Raw genomic sequence first — 25,715 nt, forward strand, 5'->3', positions numbered from 1 at the left:
GGGCGGGGGGGGGGCGGGTGGGGGGCCCGGGCGCCCCCCCCCCCCGCCCCCCACCGCGCTCGTGAAGAGTGCGGGCCACTTCGGCGGAGTACAGGTGATCCGTCATCCCAGACGGACCTGTACTCAGGCCGAAGGACGACATGACAAGCAGAAGACGCACCGCGGGCGCGCTGGTCGCGGGGGCCGTCGTGACGGCGCTCGCCGCACCGCACGCGGCACTCGCCGAGGACGGGGCCGGGCCGGCCCCGGTCACCGTGACCCTCGTCACCGGCGACCGGGTGACGCTCACACCGTGGAGCAGACCGTCATCCGCGCCTACCGCGTCGCGCCCAGAAGCTGAACCCGTACGTCCTCACCGGGCCGCCACCGGTGAGGACACGCCGGGCGCCAGGAGGAGGGCGCCGACCGTTAGTTAGACAGGCGATTATCCCGGGGCGAATATAGTGATGGGCATGGGTGACGCCGTCGATGCGATTCTCGGCCAGTGGCGGCGCGAGCGGCCGGATCTGGATCTTGCCCCGATGGGGGTCTTCGCGCGCATGGGGCGGGTGACCCGCATGGTCGAGGCGGCGGTCGAGGAGGTCTTCGTCCGACACGGCCTGCGCCCCGGGGAGTTCGACGTGCTGGCGGCGCTGCGCCGGTCCGGTCCGCCGTACACGATGATCCCGTCGGAGCTGTCGGCGGTGCTGATGATGTCGCGGGCCGGCATGACGAACCGGCTGGACCGCCTGGAGCAGGCCGGGCTGGTCGAGCGGAGGCTGGACCCGGCCGATCGGCGCAGCTTCCAGATCCTCCTGACCGGCAAGGGCCGGACGGTGATCGACGAGACGCTCACCGAGCACGCGGCGAACCTGGCCGATCTCGGCGCCGCCCTGGGGCCGCAGGACGCCGCCGCGCTGGACCGGATCCTGCGCGGCCTGCTGGAGTCCTGGGCCTGACCTTCCCCTGGCCCGGGGGAGTCAGCGGGGCCGGCGCACGCCGCGCCGCCACACCTCGGCGACGGCGCGGGTGGCGGTGATGTCGCTGGTCGGGTCGCCGTCCACCAGCAGCAGGTCGGCCCGGAGTCCGGGCGCGACCCGGCCCCGGTCGGCCAGCCCGAACGCCCGGGCGGGGGCGCTCGTGGCGGCGGCCAGGGCGGCTTCGGGGCTCAGGCCCGACTGCGTGAGCATGAGCAGCTCGCGGTGCATGGCGGCTCCGTGCACCGGGGCGAAGAAGTTCGCGTCCGTGCCGGCCAGCAACACCACCCCGGCCTCGTGCAGCGCGGCGGTGGCGCGCCGGGCGTGGGCGACGCCGTCCGGGTGGACGGGCACCGCCGAGTGGTCCCGGTCGATGGCGGCCCGGTCCCGCTCGGACAGCCGGGCGGCGATCCGCTCGTCGCGCACCAGCTCCACCCCGGCCGGGTCCTGCGCGATCGTCTCGATGTAGGTGAGTGTGGTGATCACGAATACTCCGTGGGCCGCGATGCGGGCGGCCAGGTCCTCCACGGGCGGGTCGCCCGGCTCGCTGTGGTGGAAGACGTGCGCCAGCCCGTCGATGCCCGCCTCCAGCGCGATCACGGTGTCGCGCGCCGTGGCGACGTGCGCGATGGTCCGCAACCCGGCCGCGTGACCGGCCTCCACCAGGGCGGCCACGACGTCGGGGCCCAGGACCGGCAGATCCAGTCCGGCGGTGCGGCCGTCGTCGATCACGATCTTCAGGTAGTCGATGCCCTCGGCCAGCCGCGCCTCCACGAACTCCTTGGCCCGGCCGGCGTCGCCGATGGTGTCGAACGGCCCGACCGCGTCGCCCAGCCACGCCGGCGCCTCGCTCTCGGCGGCCATGATCTGGCTGGGGTGCCCGCTCGGCGCGGTGGCCAGCACTCCGGCGCTGCGCAGGTCCGCCACGTCGTCGCGCTCGGCGGCCAGGCGGCGCTGGCGGGCCAGGTTGCCCGGAAGGCAGAACATGTCCAGCTCAGTGGTCACCCCGAAGGTCAGTGCCTGCGCGAGCATCCCGTCCGAGACGTGGGTGTGCGCGTCGATCAGGCCCGGCAGCAGGGTCCTGCCGGCGCCGTCGATCACCACGTCCGCGGGACCCCCGTCGGGCTCCGCGATCAGGTCGTCGACGATCAGGACGTCCGTGTGGGGGAGGGTGCGCTCGCCGTCGAAGAGGCGGACGCCGCGGATCAGGGTACGCATGGTTGCTCCCGTTCACGTTGCTTCTGGCACTTCGCGGCGTGAGGGCTCGGCGATGGCACCGGCCGCAGTGTCACGCCGCCATGATTCGATGCAAGACAGTACTAGGTCAAACTATCTGCCGTCGAATAGACCGTCGATCGTGGGTCGAACCACGTGGCGAGAGCGTCGGCGAGCCCGCCACACGAGTCGGCCGAGCCGGGCACGTAGTCGAATGGAGGCCGCACGCGTTGAGCCGAACGTGACCCGGCGCTGCCGTGGCCGGAGCAGGCGCGCCAGGCGGCACTCGGCATGTACCGGGCCTTCGGCCGCCATCCGATGGTGCCGTTCGCACTCGTCCTGAACCAGTCCCACCCGGCCTCCGTACGGGCGCTGGAGTCCGCAGGCTTAACGCAGCCTGAACTTGCGTTTGTAGAGAGCGGCGTCCTACAGTCCTCCTAACGCAGTTCTCAACTGCTTTAGGAGTGATTGTGAAGCCTTTGTTCTTCCCCGCCAACCCCCAGTTCTGGTATGAGACCCTGCGCGTCTTCGGACACATCGCCTACGGCGGCGCGGACTTCGGCGAGGTGGTGGTCACCAGCGAGCGGATCGTCGACGGGGACTACGACAGCTGGCACGACCAGTGGCTGGCCACCGCCGACCGGGTGGCGGCCGACGCCCGGACCGCCCTCGGCGGCGGGCACCGCGTCAGCGCCCGTGACGGCTTCCTGCGGGCCTCGAACTACTACCGCGCCGCCGAGTTCTTCCTGCACGGCGACACCGGTGACCCGCGCATCCGCCACGCCTACGACGCCTCGGTGGCCTGCTTCCGGCAGGCGGCGGCGCTGTTCACCCCGGTCGTCGAGCCGGTGCGCATCCCGTACGAGGGCACCTTCCTGCCCGGCTACCTGTACCGGGCGGACGACTCCGGCCGCCCGCGGCCGACCGTGGTGATGGGCAACGGGTTCGACGGCACGGTGGAGGAGATGCACTTCTTCGGCGCCGCCGCGGCCGTCGAGCGCGGCTACACCGTGCTGACCTTCGACGGCCCCGGCCAGCCGGGCACCCGCCACCACCAGGGCCTGATGTTCCGTCCCGACTGGGAGCACGTCGTCGGCCCCGTCCTCGACCACGCCCTCACGCTGCCCGAGGTCGACCCGGCTCGCGTCGCCCTGCTGGGCGCGAGCATGGGCGGCCTGCTCGCCCCGCGCGCCGCCGCCTTCGACCGGCGCGTCGCCGCCGTCATCGCCCTCGACGGCGTCTACGACCTGGGCGACATCACCACCTCCGCCATCCCCCTGCCGCGCGCCGAGGCCGAACGCCGCCTGCGCGCCGAGCACGACCCCGAGCTGGACGCCATGATGGACCAGGCCATGGCCGCCAGCCCGGTGATGCGCTGGGCCATCGAGCACGGCATGTTCGCCATGGGCGCCGACACTCCGCGCGCCTTCGGCGCCGCCTACCTCGACTACCACCTGCGCGACGGCATCGCCGAGCGGATCACCTGCCCCACCCTCGTCTGCGCCGGCGCCGACGACGGCTTCTTCAAGGGCCAGCCCGAGCTGCTGTACGAGCACCTGACCTGCCCCAGGACGCTGCTGGAGTTCACAGCAGGCCAGGGCGCCGAGGCCCACTGCCAGTCCGGGGCCCAGCGCCTGGCGTTCGCCCGCGTCTACGACTGGCTCGACGACGTCCTGGCCGGGACCGCCTGAACCCGGCTCGTTCAGTGCTCCGGAGGGGACAGCTCGAGAGCGGCGTCGAGCAGGCTGCGGGTGTACTCGTGCCGCGGCGAGCCCAGCACCTCCGTCGCCGGCCCTTCCTCCACCACCACGCCGCGGCGCATGACGACGATCCGGTCCGCGATCTGGTGCACCACGCCGAGGTCGTGCGAGATGAACAGCATCGCCAGATGGTGGCGCTCGCGCAGGTCGACCAGCAGCCGGAGGATCTGCGCCTGGACCGACACGTCCAGGGCGGACACCGCCTCGTCGCACACGAGCAGCCGTGGCCTGACGGCCAGCGCGCGGGCGATGCTGACCCGCTGGCACTGCCCGCCGGACAGCTCGTCCGCCCGATGCCCGGCGACGCCGGCGTCCAGTCCGACGTCGTCGAGCAGGCGGTGCAGCGCGGCGGTGCGGTCGCCGGACGGGGCCGAGCTCGGATGCGTACGCCACGCTTCGTCGATGATCGCGGCCACGGTCATGCGCGGGCTGAGAGACGACCTCGGGTCCTGGAACACCATCTGCGCGGTCCGTTGCTGCGCCGTGGTCCGCCGGCCGACCGGTCCCACGGGCACGCCGTCGAGCAGGACGGCGCCGGACTCGGGCCGGGCCAGGCCGACCACCGCCCGGGCCACCGTGGTCTTGCCTGACCCCGACTCCCCGACCAGCCCCACGATCTCGTCGGGGGCCACCGCGAGGCTCACGCCGTCGACCGCGACGAACTCCCCGGACCGGCGAGCGGCACGCGACCGGAACCACGCGCCGCGGCCGCCGAAGGTGACCCGCAGGTCACGTACCTCCAGCAGGTCGCCGGTCGCGTCAACGCCTTCACTCATGGCTGCAGCAACTCCTCGGCGTAGTGACACGCGGCCCACCGGCCGGGCGCGACGGGTCTGGTCCGCGGCTCCTCGGTGCGGCACCGGTCACGTGCCAGCGGGCACCGAGGATGGAACGCGCACCCGGGCGGCCGGTTCGCCGGGGTGGCCGGTGTACCGGGCAGCGGGTGCGCCAGCGCGGTACGGGTCCGCACCGCGGGCACGCTCTCGACCAGCGCGCGGGTGTACGGGTGCGCCGGAGCGGCCAGCACCTCGGCGGTGGGGCCGCGCTCGGCGACCCGGCCGGCGTACATGACGACGACCTGGTGAGCGACGTCCGCCACGACCCGCAGGTCGTGGCTCACGAGGAGCATCGCCAGGCCCTCGTCCCGCTGGATGGAGCGCAGCAGCCGCAGGATGCGGGCCTGGACCGTCACGTCCAGCGCGGTGGTGGGCTCGTCGGCGAGCAGCAGCGCCGGGCTGCCCGCCAGGGCGAGGGCGATCATGGCCCGTTGCCGCATCCCGCCGGAGAACTCGTGGGGATAGCCGCCCATCCTCTTCGCCGGCTCGGGGACCCCCGCCCGCTCCAGCAGTTCGACCACCCGCCGCCGCACCTCGGCACGGGGGAGGCCGGCGCGGCGGAGGATCTCGCCCACCTGGCGGGCGATCGTCTGGGTCGGGTTCAGCGCCGCCAGGGGGTCCTGGAAGATCATCGCGATCTCGTGGCCGCGGAGCCGGCGCCGCCGGGCGGGGCTCGCCTGGAGCAGGTTCTCGCCCCGCCACCGCAGCGCCCCGCCGGTCGCGGCCCCATCCGGAAGCAGGCCGATCACGGTGTTCGCGGTCATCGTCTTGCCGCTGCCCGACTCGCCGATGAGCCCGACCGTCGTACCCGAAGGGATGTCGAACGTCACCCGGTCGACGACGCGGACCATGCCGTCGGCGGCGGGCAGGTCGACGACCAGCCCGTCCACCTCCAGCAGCGGGCCGCCCGGCGCGGCGGGTGACGCCGTGCCGGCCGGAGCCGGCGCGGTCACCCGCTCGCCTGGTGTCCGCATGCGCATCACGAGCTGCTGACCTGCATGCCGGCGAAGTCGGGCAGCCCGTTCGGGTCCGGGGTGACGCCGGTGACGCGGTGGTTCCAGGCGTAGGCGTACTTGACCGCCATCGGGAACATGCCGACCGCGTCCCGCCAGATGATCTCGCTTGCCTCCCCGTACAGCTTGACCCGCTCGTCGGGGTCCGGGCTCGCCCCGGCGGCGGCGAGCAGCTTGTCGAGCTCGGGGTTGCAGTAGCCGTTGCGCTTGGCCGCGCAGGGGTACAACCGGCCGAGCGTGTTCGCGGAGTCGAAGGTGGGGTTGGACAACTGCTGGAAGTTGACGTCCCAGTTCAGGGCGAGCAGGTCCTTGGTGAACACCGCCGGCTCCTTCTCCAGCAGGTCCACCTGGACGCCGATCTTCTGCAGGTCGGAGACGATCGCCTGGTTGAACGGCCGGAACTCGGCGTTGGCGAACTGCAGCCGCAGCTTGGCGGAGAAGTCGAAGCCGGCGGCGGTCAGCGCGGCCTTCGCCGCGGCCGGGTCGTAGCCGACGGGCTCCTGGGGGACGTACCCGAGGGTGACGGGGGAGACCGGGGCGTCGGCAAGGGTGCCCGTCTGCGGATACAGCCGTTTGATGATGGTCGCGAAGTCGACCGCCTGCCACAGCGCCCGCCGCACCTTGGCCTCCTTCAGCGCCGGGGCGGAGGAGTTGAACCACATGGTGAACACGGCGGTGCTCGGCACCGTCTGGACCTTGAGGTTGGAGTCGCCCTGCAGGCCGGCGAGCTGGTCGTCGGGGATGCCCCAGACGAGGTCCGCCTCACCGGTCCGCAGCGCGGTCAGCCGGGCGGCCAGCTCGGGCATCTTGCGGATGGTCACCCGCCCGACCTTGGGGGTCCCCCTGTAGTGGTGGGGGTTCGGCACCAGCACGAGCGTCCCGGACGCGTCGAACTTCTCCACCTTGAAAGGCCCGGACCCGACCGGGTTCCGGAAGAACGCCGGGTCCTCGCCGGTCAGCCTGCCGGGCAGCACGTAGAAGATGGCGAGCTTGTACGGGACCGCCGCGTCCGGCTTCGCCGCCTTCAGCACCACCTCGGTCGGCGAGGTGGCGGTCATCGTGTAGCCGGTGAAGTTGGCCGCGTTCGTGCTCTTGAGATCGATGAGCCGCTTGAACGAGGCCACGACGTCGTCGGCGGTGACGGGCTTGCCGTCACTGAACTTCACGCCTTGACGTAGCGTGAACGTCCACTGGGAGGCGGAGCTGTCCGGCTTCCACGCTGTGGCGAGGTCGCCCTCGAGGGTGCCGTCCGGGCGTGGCCGCACCAGCCGGCTGAAGATCGCCTGAGCTGCCAGCTGGGTGCCGGTGGCGCTGCCGCCCGTGGGGCTGCCCGGGTCGAGGCTCTCGATCGCGTAGGTGCCGGCGACGGTGATCTCGCTGCCGCCTCCGCCGGTGCCGCCGCCTCCGCCGCCGGTGGCCGCGCTGCAACCGCTGAGCGCGACGGCCGCGGCCACGATGAGGGCCAGTGACGCTGAGGCAAAAGGTCTGGTCATTGACGTCTTCCCGCCTTCTGGGGGGTGCTGGTGAGGGGAAGGGAGGCGATGCCTCATCTGATGTGCCCACGTCCGTATCGGGCGGTGAGCTGGTCGCCGAGGATCCCGATGTTGATGATCAACAGCGACAACGCGACGCCGGGCAGGGTCGAGATCCACCAGGCGGTTTCGAGGTACTGCTTGCCGTTGGCGATGGTCTGGCCCCAGGACACCGCCGAGTTGGGCAGGCCGATGCCGAGGAAGCTGAGCCCTGCCTCGGCCAGCACGACGAGGGCGAACTCCAGCGTCGCCAGGGCGACCACCGGGCCGACCGTGAGCGGCAGGATGTGCCGCATCAGGATGGACGCCGACCGTACGCCGAGGACGCGGGCCGCGTCGATCCAGGGCCGCTCCCGCATCGACAGGGCGACGCCGCGGGTGACCCGCGCGAACGAGATCCAGGCCGTCGCGGAGAGCGCGGTCACCACCACGAGCACGCTGCGCTCGAAGGCACCCGCGATCACGATGGTCAGCAGGATCGCCGGGAAGGCGAGCAGGATGTCGATGCCGCGGGCGAGCACCGTGTCCAGCCAGCCGCGAAGGTAGCCGGCGACGATGCCGACGGTCACGCCGATCAGGCAGGAGACGGCGACCGTCGAGACGCCGATGATCACCGACGTGCGGGCGCCGTAGACGACCTGGGCGAGGACGTCCCGGCCGAGAGCGTCGGTGCCGAGCCAGGCGATCCCGTCCGAGACGTGCGATCCCGGGCTGAGCAGCCGGTCGTCGAGCGAGACGCGCACCGGGTTGTAGTCCAGGAGCAGTGGCCCCGCCCCGCCGACCACGACGTAGACGGCGAGCACGGCGTACGGGATCCGGCTGGGCCAGCGCCCGCCCACGACGAGCCGGCGACCGGCGGTCATGGCCGTCATGCCGCACCGTCCAGCTTGATGCGCGGGTCGAGCTGGGAGTACAGAAGGTCGGCGACGAGGTTGAACAGCATCACGATGCCCGCGATGAGGAAGGTGGCGGCCTGCACGACCGCGTAGTCGCGGTTGGAGACCGCGTCCACCACGAGCGTGCCGAGCCCGGGCCAGGCGAAGACGTTCTCGACCACGACCGCGCCCCCCATCAGGCCGCCCATGTGCAACCCGACGATGGTCACCACGGGGATGAGCGAGTTGCGCAGCGCGTGGCCGAGCAGCACCTGCTGCTCGGTCAGCCCCTTGGAGCGAGCCGTCTGGATGTACGCCTCGCGCATCGTCTCCGCGACGCTGGTCCTGGTCAGGCGGGCCACGATGGCGGTGAACGGCAGCGCCAGCGTGAACGCCGGCAGGACCAGGTGCGCGGGGCTGCCCGCCCCGGCGCTGGGCAGCAGGCGGAACGCCAGCGCGAAGACGAGGATCAGCATGATGCCCACCCAGAAGGTGGGGAACGACTGCAGCGCGATCGTGCCGGCGGTGACCAGGCGGTCGACGGCGCCGCCGGGACGCCCGCCGGCCAGCAGTCCGAGCGCGAGGCCGAGCGCCACGGCGATGAGGGTGGAGGCGAGCATCAGGTCGGCGGTCGCCGGCAGACGCTCGAACACCTCCGCCATCGCCGGCCGGCCGAACCGGTAGGAGTCGCCGAAGTGCAGCCGGGCCACGTCGCCGAGGTAACCGAGGTACTGGGAGAACATCGGCCGGTCGAGGCCCAGCTTCGCGCTGAGCTCGGCCACCTGCTCCCGGCTCGCGTCCGGTCCCAGCAGGATCGTCGCCGGATCGCCCGGGGCGACCCGGACGACGAGGAAGATGAGCGAGGCGGCTCCCCACATCACCAGCACGCCCACGAGCAGCCGCTTGACGATGACCCGGCTCACGCGCGCCGCCCCGGGGTGAGAAGGGAGGCGGCCGGCGGTAAGTGCGCCGCGGGGGAGTGGTACGGGACGTCCCGGATGCTCACTGCTCTCTCCTTGGTGGTGCCACGGTCGCGCCCGGCACGAGGGGGCATGCGACGTTGTCTCTGCGGGCGACCGGCTCGGGTGCCTCCAGCAGCCGCACCAGCAGGTGGGTGGCCTGCCGGCCCATCTGCTCGCGGGGGACCACCAGCCCGGTCCAGGGCGTGTCGGTGCGGCGCGCGCCGGTGGAGTCGCCCAGCACGACGATGCTCAGATCGTCCGGGACCGACACCCCGTCCCGCTGCGCGCACGCCAGGAGCTCCTCCGCCAGGAGGACCTGCTCGGCGACCACGGCGGTGACGCCGCCGTGGCGGATCTCCGCCAGCAGGCCCGCCACGTCCTCGGTGGACTCCAGCGTCCACACCGGACCGCTGAGCCGCCTGGCCTCGCCGGCGGGCATGGCTCGCCGGAACCCCTTCTCCCGGTCCTGGCTGGGCTGCGCGCCGCCGTCGCCGATCCGGGCGTAGGCGACGCGCCTGTGCCCGAGCTCGAACAGCCGCTCCGTGAGCTGCCGGGTCGCCCCGGCGTAGTCGGCCGCGACGTAGGAGACCGGCGCTCCGGCCACCTCCCGGTGCCCGACGTAGACGAACGGGTAACCGGTGTCGCGCAGCCGCTCGATCTCCTCGATGTTCGGGTCGCGTCCGAGCAGCAGCGCGCCGTCGGCGAGCGACAGCCGGGTCGAGCCGTCGCGGAAGACCTGCCGCTCGCCGCCCACGCTGGTGAACATCAGGAGGTCGTATCCGAGCTCCGCGGCCGCCTGCTCCATGCCGAGCAGGAACGGGAAGTAGAAGTCGACGCTGGTCGTCGGGAAGACCGGCTCGAAGGTGTACACCCCGATGATCTTGTTCTGGCCTCCGGCGAGAGCCCTGGCCGAGGCGTTGGCCACGTAGCCCCACTCGCGCATCGCCGCCAGCACCCGCTCCCGAGTCGTGGAGCTGATCCCGATGTCCGAGTCCCGCTCGTTGAGCACGAGCGAGACAGTGGCCTGGCTGACCCCCGCGAGGCGCGCGATGTCGGCCTGGGTCGGCCTTCGCACCGGTCCGCGACTCATCTGAGCCTCCTGCTAATGCGCCTAACACGGTGAGCGCAAAGTCTCGCTCCCGCCGCTGTGAGATGTCAATGGACCTGGGGAACATCGCGGCTCGGCGAAACGCCGGAAAACCTAATACCTATTAGGACCTGGCGTCCCGCGCGGATCGCCGGTACCGTCCGGAGCACTTGCCGAGGGAGGGGCCATGACCACCGTCATCGACCAGTTCGACCACCCGGTCGCAGGGGTGATCATCCCGCTGGTCACCGCGCTCGACCGGCGTGGGCGGCCCGACCCGCCGGCCGTCCAGCCGCTGCTGGCCCATCTCGCGGCCGGGGGCGTCAGCACGCTGATGCTGGCCGGCACCAACGGCGAGGGGCCGCTGCTGACCCCGGACGAGGTCCGGACGTACGCAGCGGAGGTGTCCGCCGCGTGGCGCGAGCTGGCCGGGACGTCCGCACGGATCATGGTGACCGCCGCCGGCACGGGCACCCGAGACACCCTGGTGCGCATGGAGGGCCTCGCCGGTCTCGACCTGGACGCCGTGGTCGTGCTCGCGCCGTCCTACTTCCGGCACACCGAACGCGAGCTGCACGCGCACTTCCGCGACGCCGCTCGCCACGGCCGGCCCGTCGTGATCTACAACAGCCCCGGGTACACCGGTAACCCCATCTCCGCGTCTCTGGTGAGCCGCCTGCTCGACGAGCCGGCCATCGTCGGCCTGAAGGACAGCTCGGGAGACGCCGCCCTGTTCGCCGAGTTCTGCGCCCTGGCCCGGGAACGGCCCGCCTTCCAGGTCGCCCAGGGCGTGGAGCGGCAACTCGCCGAGGGGCTGCGCCTGGGCGCCGCCGGGCTGGTGCCGGGCGTGGGCATGCTCGCGCCGGCGCTCTGCGGCGAGCTGCTCAAGGCCGGCCTCGATGGTGATCGCACCACCGCGGCGGCACGGCAACACGACATCGACCGGCTGGCCGGGCTGTTCGGCATCCGGCCGGGAGCCAGCGGGGTGGTCGTCATCAAGACCGCGCTGCACCTGCTGGGGCTCTGCCCGGCCCACGCGGCGGCGCCGTTCCTGCCCCTCACCGAGACCGAGCTCACCGCGCTGCGTGCCGCTCTGGCGCGGCTCCACGACCTCGTGCCACCAGCTCGTCGACCCGAGTGACCCAGCAACCCGAGTGAACCCCCCACCCCTCCTGTCCTCAGGAAGTCATCCGAGGAGAGTCGCATGACCATGCCCATCAACCGGCGGACGTTCGCCCTCGGCCTCGCGGCGGGCGCCGCCGCGGCCGCCTTACCGTCCCCCGCCAAAGCCTCCCCCGAAGCCTCCCCCGCCGAAGCCTCCACCGCCTCCGCCGCGGCCGAGCCGTTCTTCGCGGAGACCACCCTGTGGGACTCCGCCGTGGGCCCACTGGCCAGCTACCACGTGTACGGCCTCGCCGTACTGCCCGACGACACGATCCTGGCCTGTACCGAGGGCCGGCACGAGGTGTGCGACGCCGGGCCGCACGACCTGCTCGTCCGCCGCAGCACCGACAAGGGGCAGACCTGGAGCCCGTCCCAGGCGGTGGAGCCCTCCGTCGACGGCCAGTCCTGGTCCAACCCCACGTTCGTGGTGGACCGGGAGACGAGTGAGGTGTTTCTGTTCCACGGGCTCTGCGTGCAGATGGAGGGGAACACGAGCTGCTCCGCCGACTCCAGCACCGTGTACGTCGTCTCCAGCAAGGACGGCGGCGTCACCTGGAGCGAGCGGCGCAGCCTGGCCGGCCTCTTCGACCACTTCCCGTACAACTGGGCGATGCACGGCCCGGGGCCCGGTCACGGCATCCAGCTCGACTCGGGCCGGCTGCTGATCAGCGTCTCCCACCGCACGATCATCACCGGTGTCCCCACCGCCGAGCGCCACTACGGCGCCTCGACCGTCTACAGCGACGACCACGGCCGCACCTGGCAGGCCGGTGGCGCGGTGCCCATGGGGGAGGGCCTTCCCGTCGTGGGCGAGGCCAGGCTGGTGCAGCGCGAGGACGGCACGGTGGTCATGAGCAGCCGGCCCGGGTCGGGCAACGACTGGCCCCGGGACATCGCTGTCAGCTCGGACGGCGGCGTGACGTGGTCACCCCCCGCCATGGAGTTCGGCACGGGCCTGTTCAACGGTGTCGACACCGGCCTCATCCGCTACACCGGCGGACCGCGCAGCGCCGACGTCAACCGGATGCTGTTCAGCCGGCCCGACGCGCCGATGCGATGGAACATGACCGTCGCGGTGAGCTACGACGAGGGCGAGTCCTTCAGGTACGCCAGATCCGTCCACCCAGGGCGGAGCTTCTACTCGGACCTGGCGCGCCTGTCCGACGGCACCATCGTGCTTCTCTACGGCTGCGACGGCGCCCTCGACGGCAGCCCGCAGCGCGTGTCCGCCGCCCGGTTCAACCTGGAGTGGCTGACGCAGGGCCGTGACAGCCTGGCCACCGGCCCCAAGCTGACGCAGATGACGCACGACCTGACGCGCGCCCGCCGGTCGGGCGGGACGGTGTCGGTGATCCGCGAAGCCACCGCGCACGGCGGCGCCCGCGCGGCCTTCGCCCCCGCGGCGGTCGGCGACTACATCGAGTACCCGTTCGTCGTCGTCCCGGGCCGCGAGCAGGAGCTGTGGCTGCGCTACTACCGGTCCGCGGACGGGGGCCTGGTGACGGTGACCGTGGATGGGAAGGCGCCGCGCACCTCCACGCTCGATCTGACGGCGTTCCGCGGGAACGGCTACGACGTCGTCCTGCTGGACCGCACGCGGCTGCGGCCCGGCCGGCACACCATCCGCTTCACGCTGGCCGGCCCCGGCCGCGGCGGCGGCACGGCCATCTCCGTCGACCGGCTGACCCTCGTCCAGGCGCCCGCCACGCCGGACGTCCGCGAGGAGGTCACCGTCGACAACGGCGGCCTCGGCTTCGAGGTCACCGGCAGCTGGCCGAGCGGCAGGAGCGTCAGCGGCTACTACGGGTTCAACTACCTGACGCACGCCCGCGGCACCGGCGCCGACGTCGCGCGGTGGCGACCGGCGCTCCCGGGCGACGACCGGTACGAGGTGCTCGTCTCCCACTCGGCCGACCCCAACCGGGCGACCAACGCCCCGTTCGTCGTCCACCACGCCGAAGGCACGACCACGGTGGCCGTCAACCAGCGGACGCGCGGTGTGCCGGACGTCCGCACCGGCGAATGGACGTCTCTTGGCACCTTCTCCTTCCGCGCCGGCATCGGCGGATACGTCGAGCTCAGCGACGCGGCAGACGGGGTCGTCATCGCCGACGCCGTCCGGTTCCGCCGGCAGGCGCGATCATGACGGTCGCCGGCGGGCCCGCCGTTCCCAGCTCGTCCGCGGCGGTGGCGCTGCGTCCGCTGCCGCTCCCCGCGGGCCGCGTGACCGGCGGGTTCTGGGCGCGGCGGCTGGAGGCCAACCGGGCCGCGATTCCGCACGGGCATGAACGGCTGGCCGAGGCTGGCAACATCGGCAACCTCCGGATCGCCGCGGGGGAGAGCACCGGCACGATCCAGGGCGCCGGGTTCCGGGACTCCGACGTCTACAAGTGGCTGGAGGCGGTGGCCTGGGAGTACGCCCGCGACCCGGACGAAGCGCTGCTGGACCGGCTGCTCACGCTCAGCCGTACGATCGCGAAGGCGCAGTGCGCGGACGGATACCTCAACTCGGCCGTCCAGGTCCGCGGCGAGGAGCGGTACGCGAGCCTGTGGATGAGCCACGAGCACTACTGTGCCGGCCACCTGTTCCAGGCGGCCGTGGCCGCGGCCAGGGCGACCGGCCGTACGGAGCTGCTGCGGGTCGCCACCCGGTTCGCCGACCATCTCGCCGACACCTTCGGCCCCGAACGGCGCGGCGAGCTGGACGGGCACCCCGTGGTGGAGACCGCGCTCGTCGAGCTGTACCGGGAGACGGGCGAGCGACGGTACCTGGACCTGGCCCGTCACTTCGTCGAGGCCCGCGGGCGCGGCCGGGCCACCAGGCCGGGCTTCGACCCCTCGCACTACGGCGACCCCGCCCACTACTCCGACCGGGTGCCCGTACGCGAGGCGGAGACGGTGGAGGGGCACGCCGTGCGCGCCGTCTACTTCGCCGCGGGCGCCACCGACGTCGCCATCGAGACCGGCGACGCCGAGCTGCTGGCCGCGGTACGCCGGCAGTACGACGCCATGCGCCGCCAGAAGCAGCACGTCACCGGCGTGCTCGGCTCACGCTGGGACGGCGAGGCGTTCGGTGAGGCGTACGAGCTGCCGCCCGACCGGGCGTACGCGGAGACCTGCGCCGGGATCGGGGCGATGCAGTGGGCGTGGCGGCTCCTCCTGGCCACCGGCGAGTCCGTGTACGCCGACCAGATCGAGCTGCTGCTGTACAACGCCCTGCTGCCCGCGGTGTCGCTGACCGAGGCGGACTACTTCTACGTCAACACGCTCCACCGGCGGACGGGCGCGCGGGGCGAGGTGCAGCGGTCACCGGCGAACGGCCGCCGGCCCTGGTTCAACTGCGCCTGCTGCCCGCCCAACGTGATGCGCACCCTGGCCGCCCTCCCCGCCTACCTGGCGACCGGCACGGAGGACGGGCTCCAGGTGCACCAGTACGCCCCGAGCACGCTGACCTCGGGCGGACTCGCCGTGGACGTCGACACCGAGTACCCGTGGGACGGCCTGGTCACGGTGACCGTACGGGAGGCGCCGCGGCGGGAGGTGGAGCTGGCGCTGCGCGTACCGGACTGGGCCGACGGATCCACCGTGGACGACAAGCCGGTGACCCCCGGCGGCTACGCCCGGATCCGCCGGGCGTTCCAGGCCGGCGACCGGGTGGTGCTGCGGATGCCCATGCCCGCCCGGTTCCTGGTGGCCGACGACCGGATCGACGCCACGCGAGGGTGCGTCGCCGTCACCCGCGGGCCGCTGGTCTACGCGATCGAGCGGCCCGACCAGCCGCCCGGCGCCGTCCTGGAGGACGTCCGCATCGACGCCACGACACCGCCGCGGCCCGAGCACCGGCCGGACCTGCTCGACGGCGTGACCGTGCTCCGAGCCGAAGGCGCGCTCGCCCAGGGACCGGCGGACATCCCCTACCGGCCCCGGGGAGAGCCGGCCCCGCCGGCGCGGCCCGCGGACATCACGCTGATCCCTTACTACGCCTGGGCCAACCGCGGCCCGCACGCCATGCGGGTGTGGATTCCCCAGGTGACCGTCGCCCACGTGAAGGACACATGACGAATTACGCCGACATCCAAGCCTCACTGGCCCGAGGCTGGAACACCTGGGACACGCGGAGCGTGCTCACCCACGTCCACCTCCCCGACGCCCTGGGCCTGTCCCTCGGCCTGAAGGAGTACTACCGGGGCACCTCGCTGCGCACGGCGCAGATCGGCCGCCGCACCGAGGGTGCCGAGACCGTCACGCTCGGCCGGCACGCCTACGACGGCGGCTACACCGAGACGACCGTGACGTGGGCGGGCATCACGATCCGCGTGCAGACCGCGCACGCGGGCGACGACCTGGTCGTCCTGGTGACGCCCACCGCCAACCAGCCCAGGAGCGCGCTGCTGACCGTCGGCGTCGGCTACCTGTGGAACCGGCCGGGCACCGTGACCCGCGAAGGCGGCCGGATCACCGCCACCGGGCCGGGCGGGGCCGTCGACATCTTCGGCACGGCCCCGCACGTCGACGACCCCTACACCGACATCGACGGGCCGTACCTGGCGATGGAGCTGACCGGCGCCGTCGGCATCAGCACCGGCCGCGCCCGCGACCTGCGGGAGATCGCGCGGATCGTCGACCGCGCCTCCACCGCGATGGGCACGGCCGGCACCGACCCCCTGGCGCAGCACCGCGAGATCGTCAGGGACGCCATCTCGTGGAACACGATCTACGAGCCGGCCCGGTCCCGCGTGATCACGACCGTCAGCCGGCTCTGGAACGTCGGCAAGCGGGGCGGCTACGCGCTGTTCTGCTGGGACGCGTTCTTCAACGCGCTGCTGGCCGCCGTGTCGAGCAAGGAGCTCGCCTACGTCAACACCGTCGAGATGCTGCGCGCGCTGACCCCCGAAGGCTTCGTCCCGAACGTCGAGCAGGGCACGGGCCGCAGGACCTACGACGGGTCGCAGCCGCCGGTCGGCTCGCTGGTCACCCGCGAGCTCTACCGGCGCTTCGGCGACGGGTGGCTCCTGGAGGAGACCTTCGAGCCGCTGCTGTCCTGGAACCGCTGGTGGTGGCGGGTACGCCGGGACGGCGACCTGCTGTGCGCGGGCTCGACGTACTTCGACCCCGCGTTCCCCTCACCGCAGGACATCCCGCGCATCCACCAGCACTTCGGCGCGACCTGTGAGACCGGCTGGGACGGGCACCCCGTCTTCGACGACGTGCCCTTCGACAAGGCCAAGAGCCTGCTCGCCGCCCACGACGTCGGGCTGAACAGCCTCTACGCGGCCGACTGCGAGGCGCTCGCCGACATCGCGGACGTCCTCGGCGAGCGGCAGGCGGCGGCGGAGCTGCGCGAGCGGCACGCGGCCGTCGTCGCCGCGATGGAGTCGCTGTGGGACGAGCCGAGCGGCATCTACCGCAGCAGGCGCACCGACACCGGGCTGCCGACCGAGCGGCTGTCCACGATGAGCTTCTACCCTCTCCTGGCCGGCCTCGGCGTGGGGGAGCGGACCCGGCGGATGGTGTCCGGGCACCTGATGACCGACGACGGCTTCGGCGGCGAGTGGCTGCTGCCGACCTCACCCCGCGGCGAGCCGGTGGACGTCGGCGAGGGCAGCTACTGGGCGGGACGGGCGTGGCCGCCGGTGAACTTCCTCGTCTACCTCGGACTGCTGCGCGCCGAGGAGCCGCAGGCGGCCGCGTGGCTCGCCGACGGCAGCTCCCGGCTCGTGCTGAAGGAGTGGGCCGAGCACCGCCACGTGCACGAGAACTACTCCAGCGTCCACGGCGGCGCGTGCGACAAGCCGAACAGCGAGCCGTTCCAGACCTGGGGGGCGCTGCTGAGCCTCATCGTCCTCATGGAGCGCGGCGAGGTCGACTTCTTCGCGAAAGGTGGTGTGGCGTGACCAGCGCCGAGGCCGACGTCCTGGTGGCCGGAGGCGGAATGGGCGGGGTCGCCGCGGCGCTGGCCGCGCTGCGGCGGGGCCGCACCGTCCTGCTCACCGAGGAGACCGACTGGCTGGGCGGGCAGCTCACCAGCCAGGGCGTGCCGCCGGACGAGCATCCGTGGATCGAGCAGTTCGGCGCCACCCGCTCCTACCGCAGGCTGCGCGAGGCCATCCGCGATCACTACCGCGCCTGGTACCCGCTGACCAGGGAGTCCATGGCGGCGCCCGACCTCAACCCGGGCCGGGGCACGGTCAGCAGGCTCTGCTGCGAGCCTCGGGTGGCCGCCGCGGTGCTGGCGTCCATGGTGGGCCCCTACCTGGCCGCCGGGCGGCTGACCATCCGGTACCTGCACCGGCCGGTGGCCGCGGACGTGGACGGCGACCGGGTCACCGGCGTGACGTTCGAGGGGCCGGACGGGGAGAAGTTCCACGCCCGCGCGCCGTACGTGCTGGACGCCACCGAGCTGGGGGACCTGCTGCCGCTGGCCGGGATCGAGCACGTCACCGGCTTCGAGTCGGCCGGGGAGACCGGCGAGCCCAGCGCCCCGGCCCAGGCCCAGCCGGGCAACATGCAGGCGTTCTCCTGGGTGTTCGCGATCGAGCACCGCGACGGTGAGGACCACACCATCGCCCGGCCCGACCGCTACGCCTTCTGGCGTGACTACCGGCCGCCGTTCTGGCCGGACCGGCTGCTCAGCCTCATCGCGCCCGACCCGCGCACGCTGGAGCCGGAGCCGCGCACGTTCGTCCCGCATGCCTCCTCGGGACCGGTCGTCGCCGACCAGAGCAGGGGCCCGGGAGACAAGGACCTGTGGGTGTTCCGGCGCATCGTCTGCCGCGAGGTGTTCGAGCCCGGCTTCGCCGCGAGCGACGTCGTCGTCGTCAACTGGCCGCAGATCGACTACCTGCCCGGCCCGCTGATCGGCGTGCCCGACGAGGAACGCGACCGGCACCTGCGGGGCGCCAGGGACCAAGCCCTCAGCATGCTGTACTGGCTGCAGACCGAGGCGCCGCGGCCCGACGGCGGCACCGGGTGGCCGGGGCTGCGGCTGCGTCCCGACGTCATGGGGACCGCCGACGGCCTGGCCAAGAGTCCGTACATCCGTGAGTCGCGGCGCATCCGCGCCCGCCGCACAGTCGTGGAGCACGACCTGTCGCTGGCGGTGCGCGGCGAGCACGGGGCGGTCGCCTACCACGACACCGTGGGCGTCGGGATGTACCGCATCGACCTGCATCCCTCCACCGGGGGCGACAACTACATCGACGTGGCGAGCTGCCCGTTCCAGATCCCTCTCGGTGCGCTGCTGCCGCTCCGCGTGCGCAACGTGCTGGCCGCCGGCAAGAATCTCGGCACCACGCACATCACCAACGGCTGCTACCGTCTGCACCCGGTGGAGTGGAACGTGGGCGAGGCCGCCGGCGCCCTGGCCGCGCACTGCCTGGAGCACCGGCTCGAACCCGAGCAGGTCCACGAGGACCCCGCCGCGCTGGCCCGCTTCCAGGCCGAGCTGACCGCCGACGGTTTCGAACTGGCCTGGCCCCAGGTGCGGGGGTACTGATCCGCGCGTGGTCCGCCGCGGGCTCCTGAGCCCGCGGCGACGTCATCGGGTTGACCCGATCAGCCATCCGGACGCGTGCACACACCATGGTCGTGACGCCACCCCGACCGTGAGGATGGAGCCGTGACGAACACCGAACTGAAGAGCAGATACGAGCACGACGGCTACCTCGTCATCCCGGACGCTTTCAGCCCCCTCGAGGTCGACAAGCTGGTCGAGGAGACGGTCCGCATCTGTCGCGGCGAACTCGGCGACGTCCAGGGGGCGCTCCCCGCCGATCCCGCCGACACCGATGACGACGTTCTTCGCCGCTTCCTCTGCGTCCACTACCCTCACAAGCTCTCCGAAGTGATGCTCGCCGCCATGCGCCATCCGGCGATCGTCTCGCCGCTCACCACGGTCATCGGCCCGAACGTGAAAGCCATGCAGTCCATGGTGTTCGTCAAATCGGAAGGGGAGCCGGGACAGGCCTGGCATCAGGACGAGATGTTCATCCCGACCCGCGACCGTTCGCTCACGGCCGTCTGGCTCGCGCTCGACGACGCCACGATCGAGAACGGCTGCCTCTGGGTGCTGCCGGGCTCACACCGATCCGGCGTGGTGTACCCGAACCGCGAGCACGACGACCCGCGCTACGACTGCACGGTGGAGTCCTACGGCTTCCCGTTCGACGACTCCGACGCGGTGCCCGTGGAGGTCACGGCCGGCTCCGCGGTCGTGTTCAACGGCTACCTGCTGCACAGGTCGCTGCCCAACACCGCCCGGAGCGGCTATCGGCGGGCCCTGGTCAATCACTACATGAGCGCGGAGTCCCTGCTGCCCTGGGACGCTCCCCCGGCGGGAACCCCCATGGCACAGGCCGACCACCGCGACATCGTCCTCGTCGCCGGCACCGACCCGTACGCGTACAAGGGCCTTCGGGAGGTACGCCGGCCGCGGATCCGCCCGAACCGGGACGGCGGCTGTGACCGGTGAGATCTCCGTCGACCTGGTGCCCCGCCTCGGTCCCACGGTCGCGGACTACCCGCCGGGCTCGGCCTTCGGCCCGCGCGTCGCCAGGTCGTACCAGTTCGTCTGGCTGCTGCGGGGCAGCGCCACCTGGCGATGGGACGACGTCCTGCTCCCGATCGTCCCGGGAGAGCTGCTTCTCATCCGGCCGGGGATGCGCGACTCGTTCCGCTGGGACCCCCGTACCCCCACCCGGCATGCGTACGTCCACTTCTCGCTCACCGGCTACGGGGAGGTCGCCTGGCCGCTGGTGCGGGACCTGACCGGCCGGCACGACCCGATGAGCAGCCTGTGCCGGTATCTGCTCCGGCTGGGGGCAGAGTGCCCGCCCGGCTGGCAGGTCCAGGCCCGCCAGACGCTCCGCCTGCTCGTGCTGGTCTTCCTGGCCGCTCCCACTCCACCCGGCGGCACACGAGAGCCCCTGCCGGAGCCGATGGTCGCGATGATGCGCGCGGTGGCTGAGCAGTGGTCCGACGGGGTGGCGCGGCCGATCCCGATGCGACGGCTCGCCACGGCCGCCCGGGTCTCGGCGAGCACGCTGACCCGCATGTTCCGCCGGCGGTTCGGCGTCGGCCCGATCGCCGCGATCGAGCTGTTGCGCCTGACCCGGGCCGAGCCGCTGCTGTGGCAGAGCAACCTGTCCATGCACGCGATCGCCGTACAGTGCGGTTTCGCGGACGGCTACCACTTCTCGCGCCGGTTCCGCGCGATCTACGGAATGGCGCCGACCACGTTTCGCCTCACCCCGCCGGAGACCGCGCCGCCGTCACCGGTGGAGTCCAGCGGCCTGGTGACGCTGCTGTCCCTCCTCTCCCGGGGCGGGGAGCCGGATCTGATCACTTCCCGTCTCTGATCCGCTCCACATTCGGTAATGGTATAGTCACGTTGAGCTATGGAAATCATCGGCGGACTGCCACGTCACGTGGCTTGTGTGATGGACGGCAACGGGCGGTGGGCCGCGCAGCGATCGCTGCCGCGCACCGCGGGCCACGAGGCGGCCGAGGCCGCCGTGATCGACGTCATCGAGGCGGCGCGGTCGGCCGGCATCAGGTGGCTGAGCCTGTACGCCTTCTCCACGGAGAACTGGCGGAGGCCGGCGGGCGAGGTCGCGCTCCTGATGCGGCTGGTGCGCCGGGCCATCCGCAAGCACGCGCCGGCGTTGCACGCGCGAGGCGTCCGGTGCAGGTTCCTGGGCATGTCCGATCCGCGGATCCCGCCACCCCTGGCCCGCGACATCGCCGATCTGACGACGCTCACCGGCGACAACACGAAGATGACGCTGACGGTCGCCTTCGACCACGGCGGACGCCGCGACATCGTGGAGGCCGCCCGCTCGCTGATCCGCGCCGACGTGCCCGCCGACCAGGTCACCGAGGACACCTTCGCCCGGCACCTGCCCTGCTCCGACACGCCGGACGTGGACCTGGTCATCCGTACCTCCGGAGAGCAGCGCATCTCCAACTTCATGCTCTGGCAGGTGGCCTACGCCGAATGGGTCTTCCCGCAGGTGCTCTGGCCAGACTTCCGCGCGACCCACCTCTGGGAATGCCTTGACGCCTACCGGCGGCGCCAGCGCCGGTTCGGCGACGTCCGCCGATCGGCCACCACAGGAGAGGGACTTCGATGAGCCGGACAGCCGCAGAGGAGACCGCCGACGTCTTCGGGCCGGACTCGATGCTGCGCGGCCTCGTCAACGAGGCACGGTGGGGCCTCGCGGTGACCCGCGCCACGGTGCTGGAGGCCGCGCACCCGCAGATCGGCGCGGCGCTGATCGGCAACTCGACGTTCGTGACGCATCCGTGGCGGCGGCTGCGCAACACGCTGGTGAGCACGCAGCGGATCCTCGACCCGGACCAGCGCGTCCGCACCCGGGAGGCGGCGCGCCTCAACCGTCTGCACGCCCGCATCTCGGGCACCGACCCGCAGGGCCGCCGCTACGACGCGACGGACGCCGAAGCCCGCGCCTGGGTGGTGGCGACCCTGTTCGAGTCGGCGGTGACGATGTACCGGCTGGGCGGGGAGTCGCTCGACGGGCCCGCGTTGGAACGGCTCTACGGCGAGTTCCGCATGGTCCTGGCCGTGATCGAGGGCGACAGCGCCCACCTGCCCGCGACGTTGCGGGAGTTCTGGCCCTACTTCGACGACATGATCGACCACCGTCTGGAGAGCACCGAGGCGGTGCGCGTCATCCTCTACCGGCTGTTCGCCGACGTGCCCGCGCCGCCCCTGCTGCGCGATCACCCCGCGGTGTGGGCCGCGGGCCGGGCCGTGGCGGGCCCGGTGGCCGCCGCGATCACCATCGCGTCACTGCCGGAGTCCCTGTGCCGGCGCCTCGCCCTGCCCGACCTGCCGGGGGCGCGGACCCTCATGCACGGGGCCTACCTCACCATCGGCTGCGCCACCCGCCTGCTTCCGAAGAGCTGGACGCGCGTCGGCTCGCTCATGAGCCTGCTGGACCCGAGCCCCGCCGGCGCCGCCGGACCGTGGGAGACCGTACGCCGCAAGGCCGGCCAGGCCGCGGCCATGATCCGCCTCATCACCCCGGCTCCCGACGAGGCCGGCCATGTCACCCGTTCGGCTGACCGGTTCTTCGCCGAGGTCCTCGACCAGACCGGCGACGGCCACCTGAGCTGGCCCGACCTGGCCGCCATGGCCAGAGAGATCGCCACCCGGCTCGACCTGGACGGCAAGGACGAGGAGCGGCTGTACGACGCCTACGCCGCCTGGTGGCGGGAGTTGCAGACCAACCTCGACGCCGACGGCGACGGCCGCGTCACGCGTCAGGAGTACGCCGCTTCCGCCGCCCTCCTGCCCAGCGCCGGCCTGGTCAAGGTCGCCGACGTGCTGTTCGACGTCACCGACGTCAACGACGACGAGACGATCGACGCCCACGAGTACCAGACGTTGTTCCGCTCGGCCTTCCGCCGTGAGCTGACCGACCGGGGCGCCGACAGTTACTCCCGCAGTGCTTTCGTCAGGCGGTTCCTGTCCTTCATGTCCGGGCAGCAGCACTCGACCGCCTACGACTCGCTCCTGTCCTGACCGCGACGCTTGTCCGCCGTCCGCCCCGGCACTACCGTGCTCCAGTGGATCTCTTCTCACGCTCTTGGACAGCATTGCGCACGGCGGTCGCCGAGCTCCCCGACGAGGACTTCGAGCGGCCGTCCGGCTGTACCGGCTGGCTCGTACGGGACCTGGTGTGTCACCTGGTCCTCGACGCCCAGGACGTCCTGATCACCCTGGTCACGCCCGCCGCGACGGAGCCGACCCGCGACGCGGTGACCTACTGGCACGTCGCCCAGACGCCGCCGACCGGCGAGGACCCGCTCGACGCGCTGATCCCCCGGCTGGCCGCCGCCTACGGTGAGCCGTGGTTGCTCAAGTTCCACCTCGACGACGTCGGTTCCGCCGCGGGCCGCGCCGCCGGACTCGCCGATCCCGCCGGCCGCGTCAGCACCCGCGACGAGGTGCTGACCGTCGGCGACTACCTGTCCGCGTACGTACTCGAATGGACCTTGCACCACCTCGACCTGATCGCGCACCTGCCGTCGGCCCCCGAGCCGCCCGCCGAGACCCTCGCGGCCGCCCGCGCGTCGCTGGAGAAGATCGCCGGAGCCCCGTTTCCCGCCTCGTTCTCCGACAAGGACGCGCTGCTGGTCGGCAGCGGACGGCGCCCGCCGACCGGGGCGGAGCAAGCCGCGCTGGGCGATCTCGCCACGCGGCTCCCGCTGATCCTGGGCTGAGCCACATATCGGGAAAGCTCCTGCGGGATGCGGCGAAGGGAGGGTGACAACCGTTCGCAGGAGGGTGAGAGTGTGACGACCCAGTCACGAGAACACGTGGGCGACGACGAAGAGCTCGTCGCCCGCTTCCGGTCGGACGCGGAGGAGTTCACGGCCGTCTACGACCGTTACTTCCGCGAGGTGTACCTGTACGCGGCCGGCCGCCTGGACGTCCAGGCGGGGGAGGACATCGCGGCGGAGACGTTCTGCCTGGCCTTCCGCGACCGCGGGCGCTTCGACCCCGCCCGCGGAGGGCTACGGCCGTGGCTGTTCGGCATCGCCACGAACCTGATCGCCCGCCACCGTCGCAAGGAGGCACGCCACTACCGGGCGCTGGCCCGGACGAGCGCCGAGCCGCCCGCCGACAGTCACGAGGGCCGCGTGGTCGACTCCGTCACGGCACAACGCATGGGGCCTCGCCTGGCCAGGGCCCTGGCCGCGCTCAACCGGGGCGAGCGTGACGTGTTGACGCTGATCTACCTGCCGGAGCTCACCCACCAGGAGGTGGCCGACGCCCTCGGCATCTCCTACGGAACCGTCGGTTCCCGGCTCAACCGTGCCCGCAAGAAGATCCACCAGGCGATGGCCAAGGAGGACAACCATGGATGACCTTCGCGAGATCCGGACACTGCTCGCCAAGCCGGACCCTGCTCCCGAGGTGGTCGCCCGGCGGCGCCGGCAGGTCCAGGCCGGCATGCGCCGCCGCGCCCCCCTCCGACGGGCGAGGTGGCTCCTGGTCCCGGTGGCCGCCGCGGCCGCCGCCGCGGCGTTCGTGATCGTGCCCGGCCGTTCCGGTGAACCCGCGCCGTCGTTCAGGAACGGGCGGGAGGTTCTGCTCGTCGCCGCCGTCTCGGCCGAACGCACCCCCGAGGGCTCCGGGACGTACTGGCACATCACCGTCACCCACGAGAAGTATCCGGTGCAGGAGTACTGGTACCGGCGGGACGGAAGTTTCTGGCTCAAGGGCAAGGGGCTGAAGGGCGAGGGCAAGCTCTTCAAGTTCCCCGGAGAGCCTCAGCCGTTCGCGGTGGGGCCGCTGCGCATGACGTTCGAGGAGCTGCGGCGGCTGCCCGACGACGAGAACGCTCTGTACGACCGGCTGCGGTCGGCCGTCACCGAGAGCGACCTGCGCACCAGCGCGGGATCGGCGACCACCGCCGAGCAGGACGGCTTCGCCGTCGATGCGCTGGTCTCGCTGGTCAGCGAGGCGCCCGTCTCGCCCCAGGTCCGCGCCGCCGCCTACCGCGCCCTCGCCTCGCGGCCGGGTGTGGTGGACCTCGGCGAGACCGACGGCGGACGACGCCTGCGGCTTCCCGTGGCGCACACGGGCGCGGAAACCGTGGTCGTGGACCCGGAGACCGCGCGGGTCCGCAACACGCCCCTCTGGTTCCCCCTCACGGGAGGAGCCGCCTTCGTCCTGGACGGCGGGGTGACGATCGACGCCGAATGGACCGACCACCTTCCCGCCGAATGAGCCGAGTCGAATGAGCTGAAGGAAAGGGTGACGTTCCGGTCCCGGGCGTGGCGGATCGCCCGGGACCGCTGCCTGCGCCTCCGGCCGCTCTGCAACTTTCACGCCGCCGGCGGTTCCTCCAGCTCGTTGACGGCGCTCCTTGACGACCGACGACCCGAGTCTTGACAAGCCTGGGTGGCCCGGCCAAAACTGTGCCCCAGATCGGAGCAATGTGACATACCGCTGGCACCAAAAATGTTAGCGCTACCACACCGCACCCGGAGGTTCCGCACGTGAGACGACGGTGGGCGTTGATCGCCCCGTTCCTGCTCCTCAGCCTGCTCCTCGCCCCCTCGTTACCCGCCCAGGCGGCGTCGGGGCACGTCAGCCCGGCCGCCACCGCCGCCGCCTCGGCGACCTGGAGCCCGCCGGCCAACCTGGTCACGCCGCTCAACGAGGTCTGGCAGCACGTCGAGAGCACTTACTCCAACCTGTACGGCTTCCGTAACTACGGCTGGGACCAGGTGATGGCCAACAAGGGCTCCATCAACTACTGCGTCCGCTGGGACTCCTCGGC

At 72.3% G+C, this 25,715-nt stretch carries 23 protein-coding genes; 16 read left to right on the top strand and 7 right to left on the bottom strand.

The window, feature by feature from the left end; genetic code table 11:
- Window positions 1–140 precede the first annotated feature (140 nt).
- Together AB0H64_RS43370 and AB0H64_RS43375 are read left to right on the top strand one after the other, a co-directional pair.
- Window positions 141–416, top strand: a complete 276-nt coding sequence (locus AB0H64_RS43370) for a hypothetical protein (protein ID WP_357637350.1) — start codon at window positions 141–143, stop codon at window positions 414–416.
- A gap of 36 nt (window positions 417–452) precedes the next feature.
- Window positions 453–938: a MarR family transcriptional regulator gene (locus AB0H64_RS43375; RefSeq protein ID WP_357637353.1), complete on the top strand. Its 486-nt coding sequence runs from the start codon at window positions 453–455 to the stop codon at window positions 936–938.
- A 21-nt stretch (window positions 939–959) separates the two neighbouring features.
- Here AB0H64_RS43375 and AB0H64_RS43380 read toward each other — a convergent pair whose 3' ends face one another.
- Window positions 960–2,174, bottom strand: a complete 1,215-nt coding sequence (locus AB0H64_RS43380; protein WP_357637355.1) for an amidohydrolase family protein — start codon at window positions 2,172–2,174, stop codon at window positions 960–962.
- A gap of 467 nt (window positions 2,175–2,641) precedes the next feature.
- Between AB0H64_RS43380 and AB0H64_RS43385 the strand changes: the two genes are divergently transcribed.
- Window positions 2,642–3,862, top strand: coding sequence for an alpha/beta hydrolase (locus AB0H64_RS43385; RefSeq protein WP_357637358.1), 1,221 nt, complete (start codon window positions 2,642–2,644; stop codon window positions 3,860–3,862).
- Window positions 3,863–3,873: 11 nt separating this feature from the next.
- Here AB0H64_RS43385 and AB0H64_RS43390 read toward each other — a convergent pair whose 3' ends face one another.
- From AB0H64_RS43390 to AB0H64_RS43415, 6 genes are all read right to left on the bottom strand, one after another.
- Window positions 3,874–4,707, bottom strand: a complete 834-nt coding sequence (locus AB0H64_RS43390) for an ATP-binding cassette domain-containing protein (RefSeq protein ID WP_357637360.1) — start codon at window positions 4,705–4,707, stop codon at window positions 3,874–3,876.
- Window positions 4,704–5,741: an ABC transporter ATP-binding protein gene (locus tag AB0H64_RS43395; RefSeq protein ID WP_357637362.1), complete on the bottom strand. Its 1,038-nt coding sequence runs from the start codon at window positions 5,739–5,741 to the stop codon at window positions 4,704–4,706. The genes AB0H64_RS43390 and AB0H64_RS43395 overlap by 4 nt, the downstream gene beginning before the upstream one ends.
- 5 nt (window positions 5,742–5,746) lie before the next feature.
- On the bottom strand, window positions 5,747–7,273 hold the full coding sequence (locus tag AB0H64_RS43400) for an ABC transporter substrate-binding protein (RefSeq protein ID WP_357637365.1): 1,527 nt from the start codon (window positions 7,271–7,273) through the stop codon (window positions 5,747–5,749).
- A gap of 53 nt (window positions 7,274–7,326) precedes the next feature.
- Window positions 7,327–8,184: an ABC transporter permease gene (locus AB0H64_RS43405; protein WP_357637367.1), complete on the bottom strand. Its 858-nt coding sequence runs from the start codon at window positions 8,182–8,184 to the stop codon at window positions 7,327–7,329.
- The gene (locus AB0H64_RS43410; protein WP_357637369.1) at window positions 8,181–9,110 is read right to left on the bottom strand and encodes an ABC transporter permease; all 930 of its coding nucleotides are present in this window, start codon (window positions 9,108–9,110) and stop codon (window positions 8,181–8,183) included. Before AB0H64_RS43410 ends, AB0H64_RS43405 begins: the two co-directional genes overlap by 4 nt.
- Before the next feature lie 79 nt (window positions 9,111–9,189).
- A complete protein-coding gene (locus tag AB0H64_RS43415; RefSeq protein ID WP_357637372.1) occupies window positions 9,190–10,239 on the bottom strand; it encodes a LacI family DNA-binding transcriptional regulator in 1,050 nt (349 codons plus the stop codon).
- Window positions 10,240–10,423: 184 nt separating this feature from the next.
- Here AB0H64_RS43415 and AB0H64_RS43420 point away from each other — a divergent pair, with 184 nt between their 5' ends.
- From AB0H64_RS43420 to AB0H64_RS43480, 13 genes are all read left to right on the top strand, one after another.
- Window positions 10,424–11,377, top strand: coding sequence for a dihydrodipicolinate synthase family protein (locus AB0H64_RS43420; protein WP_357637375.1), 954 nt, complete (start codon window positions 10,424–10,426; stop codon window positions 11,375–11,377).
- 63 nt (window positions 11,378–11,440) lie between these two features.
- On the top strand, window positions 11,441–13,546 hold the full coding sequence (locus tag AB0H64_RS43425) for an exo-alpha-sialidase (protein WP_357637377.1): 2,106 nt from the start codon (window positions 11,441–11,443) through the stop codon (window positions 13,544–13,546).
- Window positions 13,543–15,459 (top strand): beta-L-arabinofuranosidase domain-containing protein, encoded by a 1,917-nt coding sequence (locus tag AB0H64_RS43430; protein ID WP_357637378.1) that lies wholly within the window; start codon window positions 13,543–13,545, stop codon window positions 15,457–15,459. The genes AB0H64_RS43425 and AB0H64_RS43430 overlap by 4 nt, the downstream gene beginning before the upstream one ends.
- Entirely contained in the window at window positions 15,456–17,294 is a 1,839-nt protein-coding gene (locus tag AB0H64_RS43435) for a trehalase family glycosidase (protein ID WP_357637381.1), read from the top strand. The genes AB0H64_RS43430 and AB0H64_RS43435 overlap by 4 nt, the downstream gene beginning before the upstream one ends.
- Complete coding sequence (locus AB0H64_RS43440; protein WP_357637383.1) at window positions 17,291–18,895, top strand: FAD-dependent oxidoreductase; 1,605 nt, start codon at window positions 17,291–17,293, stop codon at window positions 18,893–18,895. The genes AB0H64_RS43435 and AB0H64_RS43440 overlap by 4 nt, the downstream gene beginning before the upstream one ends.
- 123 nt (window positions 18,896–19,018) lie before the next feature.
- On the top strand, window positions 19,019–19,870 hold the full coding sequence (locus AB0H64_RS43445) for a phytanoyl-CoA dioxygenase family protein (protein ID WP_357637386.1): 852 nt from the start codon (window positions 19,019–19,021) through the stop codon (window positions 19,868–19,870).
- Window positions 19,860–20,756, top strand: a complete 897-nt coding sequence (locus AB0H64_RS43450) for an AraC family transcriptional regulator (RefSeq protein WP_357637389.1) — start codon at window positions 19,860–19,862, stop codon at window positions 20,754–20,756. The genes AB0H64_RS43445 and AB0H64_RS43450 overlap by 11 nt, the downstream gene beginning before the upstream one ends.
- A 39-nt stretch (window positions 20,757–20,795) precedes the next feature.
- The gene (uppS, locus tag AB0H64_RS43455) at window positions 20,796–21,530 is read left to right on the top strand and encodes a polyprenyl diphosphate synthase (RefSeq protein ID WP_357637391.1); all 735 of its coding nucleotides are present in this window, start codon (window positions 20,796–20,798) and stop codon (window positions 21,528–21,530) included.
- Window positions 21,527–22,945: an oxygenase MpaB family protein gene (locus AB0H64_RS43460; RefSeq protein WP_357637394.1), complete on the top strand. Its 1,419-nt coding sequence runs from the start codon at window positions 21,527–21,529 to the stop codon at window positions 22,943–22,945. Before uppS ends, AB0H64_RS43460 begins: the two co-directional genes overlap by 4 nt.
- A 44-nt stretch (window positions 22,946–22,989) precedes the next feature.
- On the top strand, window positions 22,990–23,646 hold the full coding sequence (locus AB0H64_RS43465; protein ID WP_357637396.1) for a maleylpyruvate isomerase N-terminal domain-containing protein: 657 nt from the start codon (window positions 22,990–22,992) through the stop codon (window positions 23,644–23,646).
- A 72-nt stretch (window positions 23,647–23,718) separates the two neighbouring features.
- Window positions 23,719–24,294 carry an RNA polymerase sigma factor gene (locus AB0H64_RS43470; protein ID WP_357637399.1) on the top strand — a complete coding sequence of 192 codons (576 nt, stop codon included), beginning with the start codon at window positions 23,719–23,721 and terminating at the stop codon, window positions 24,292–24,294.
- Window positions 24,287–25,159, top strand: coding sequence for a CU044_5270 family protein (locus AB0H64_RS43475; RefSeq protein ID WP_357637401.1), 873 nt, complete (start codon window positions 24,287–24,289; stop codon window positions 25,157–25,159). The genes AB0H64_RS43470 and AB0H64_RS43475 overlap by 8 nt, the downstream gene beginning before the upstream one ends.
- A gap of 272 nt (window positions 25,160–25,431) precedes the next feature.
- The coding region (locus AB0H64_RS43480; RefSeq protein WP_357637404.1) for a hypothetical protein at window positions 25,432–25,715 on the top strand (284 nt) is incomplete at its 3' end.

This window comes from Nonomuraea sp. NPDC050733 (genome assembly GCF_040654215.1).
Taxonomy (GTDB): domain Bacteria; phylum Actinomycetota; class Actinomycetes; order Streptosporangiales; family Streptosporangiaceae; genus Nonomuraea.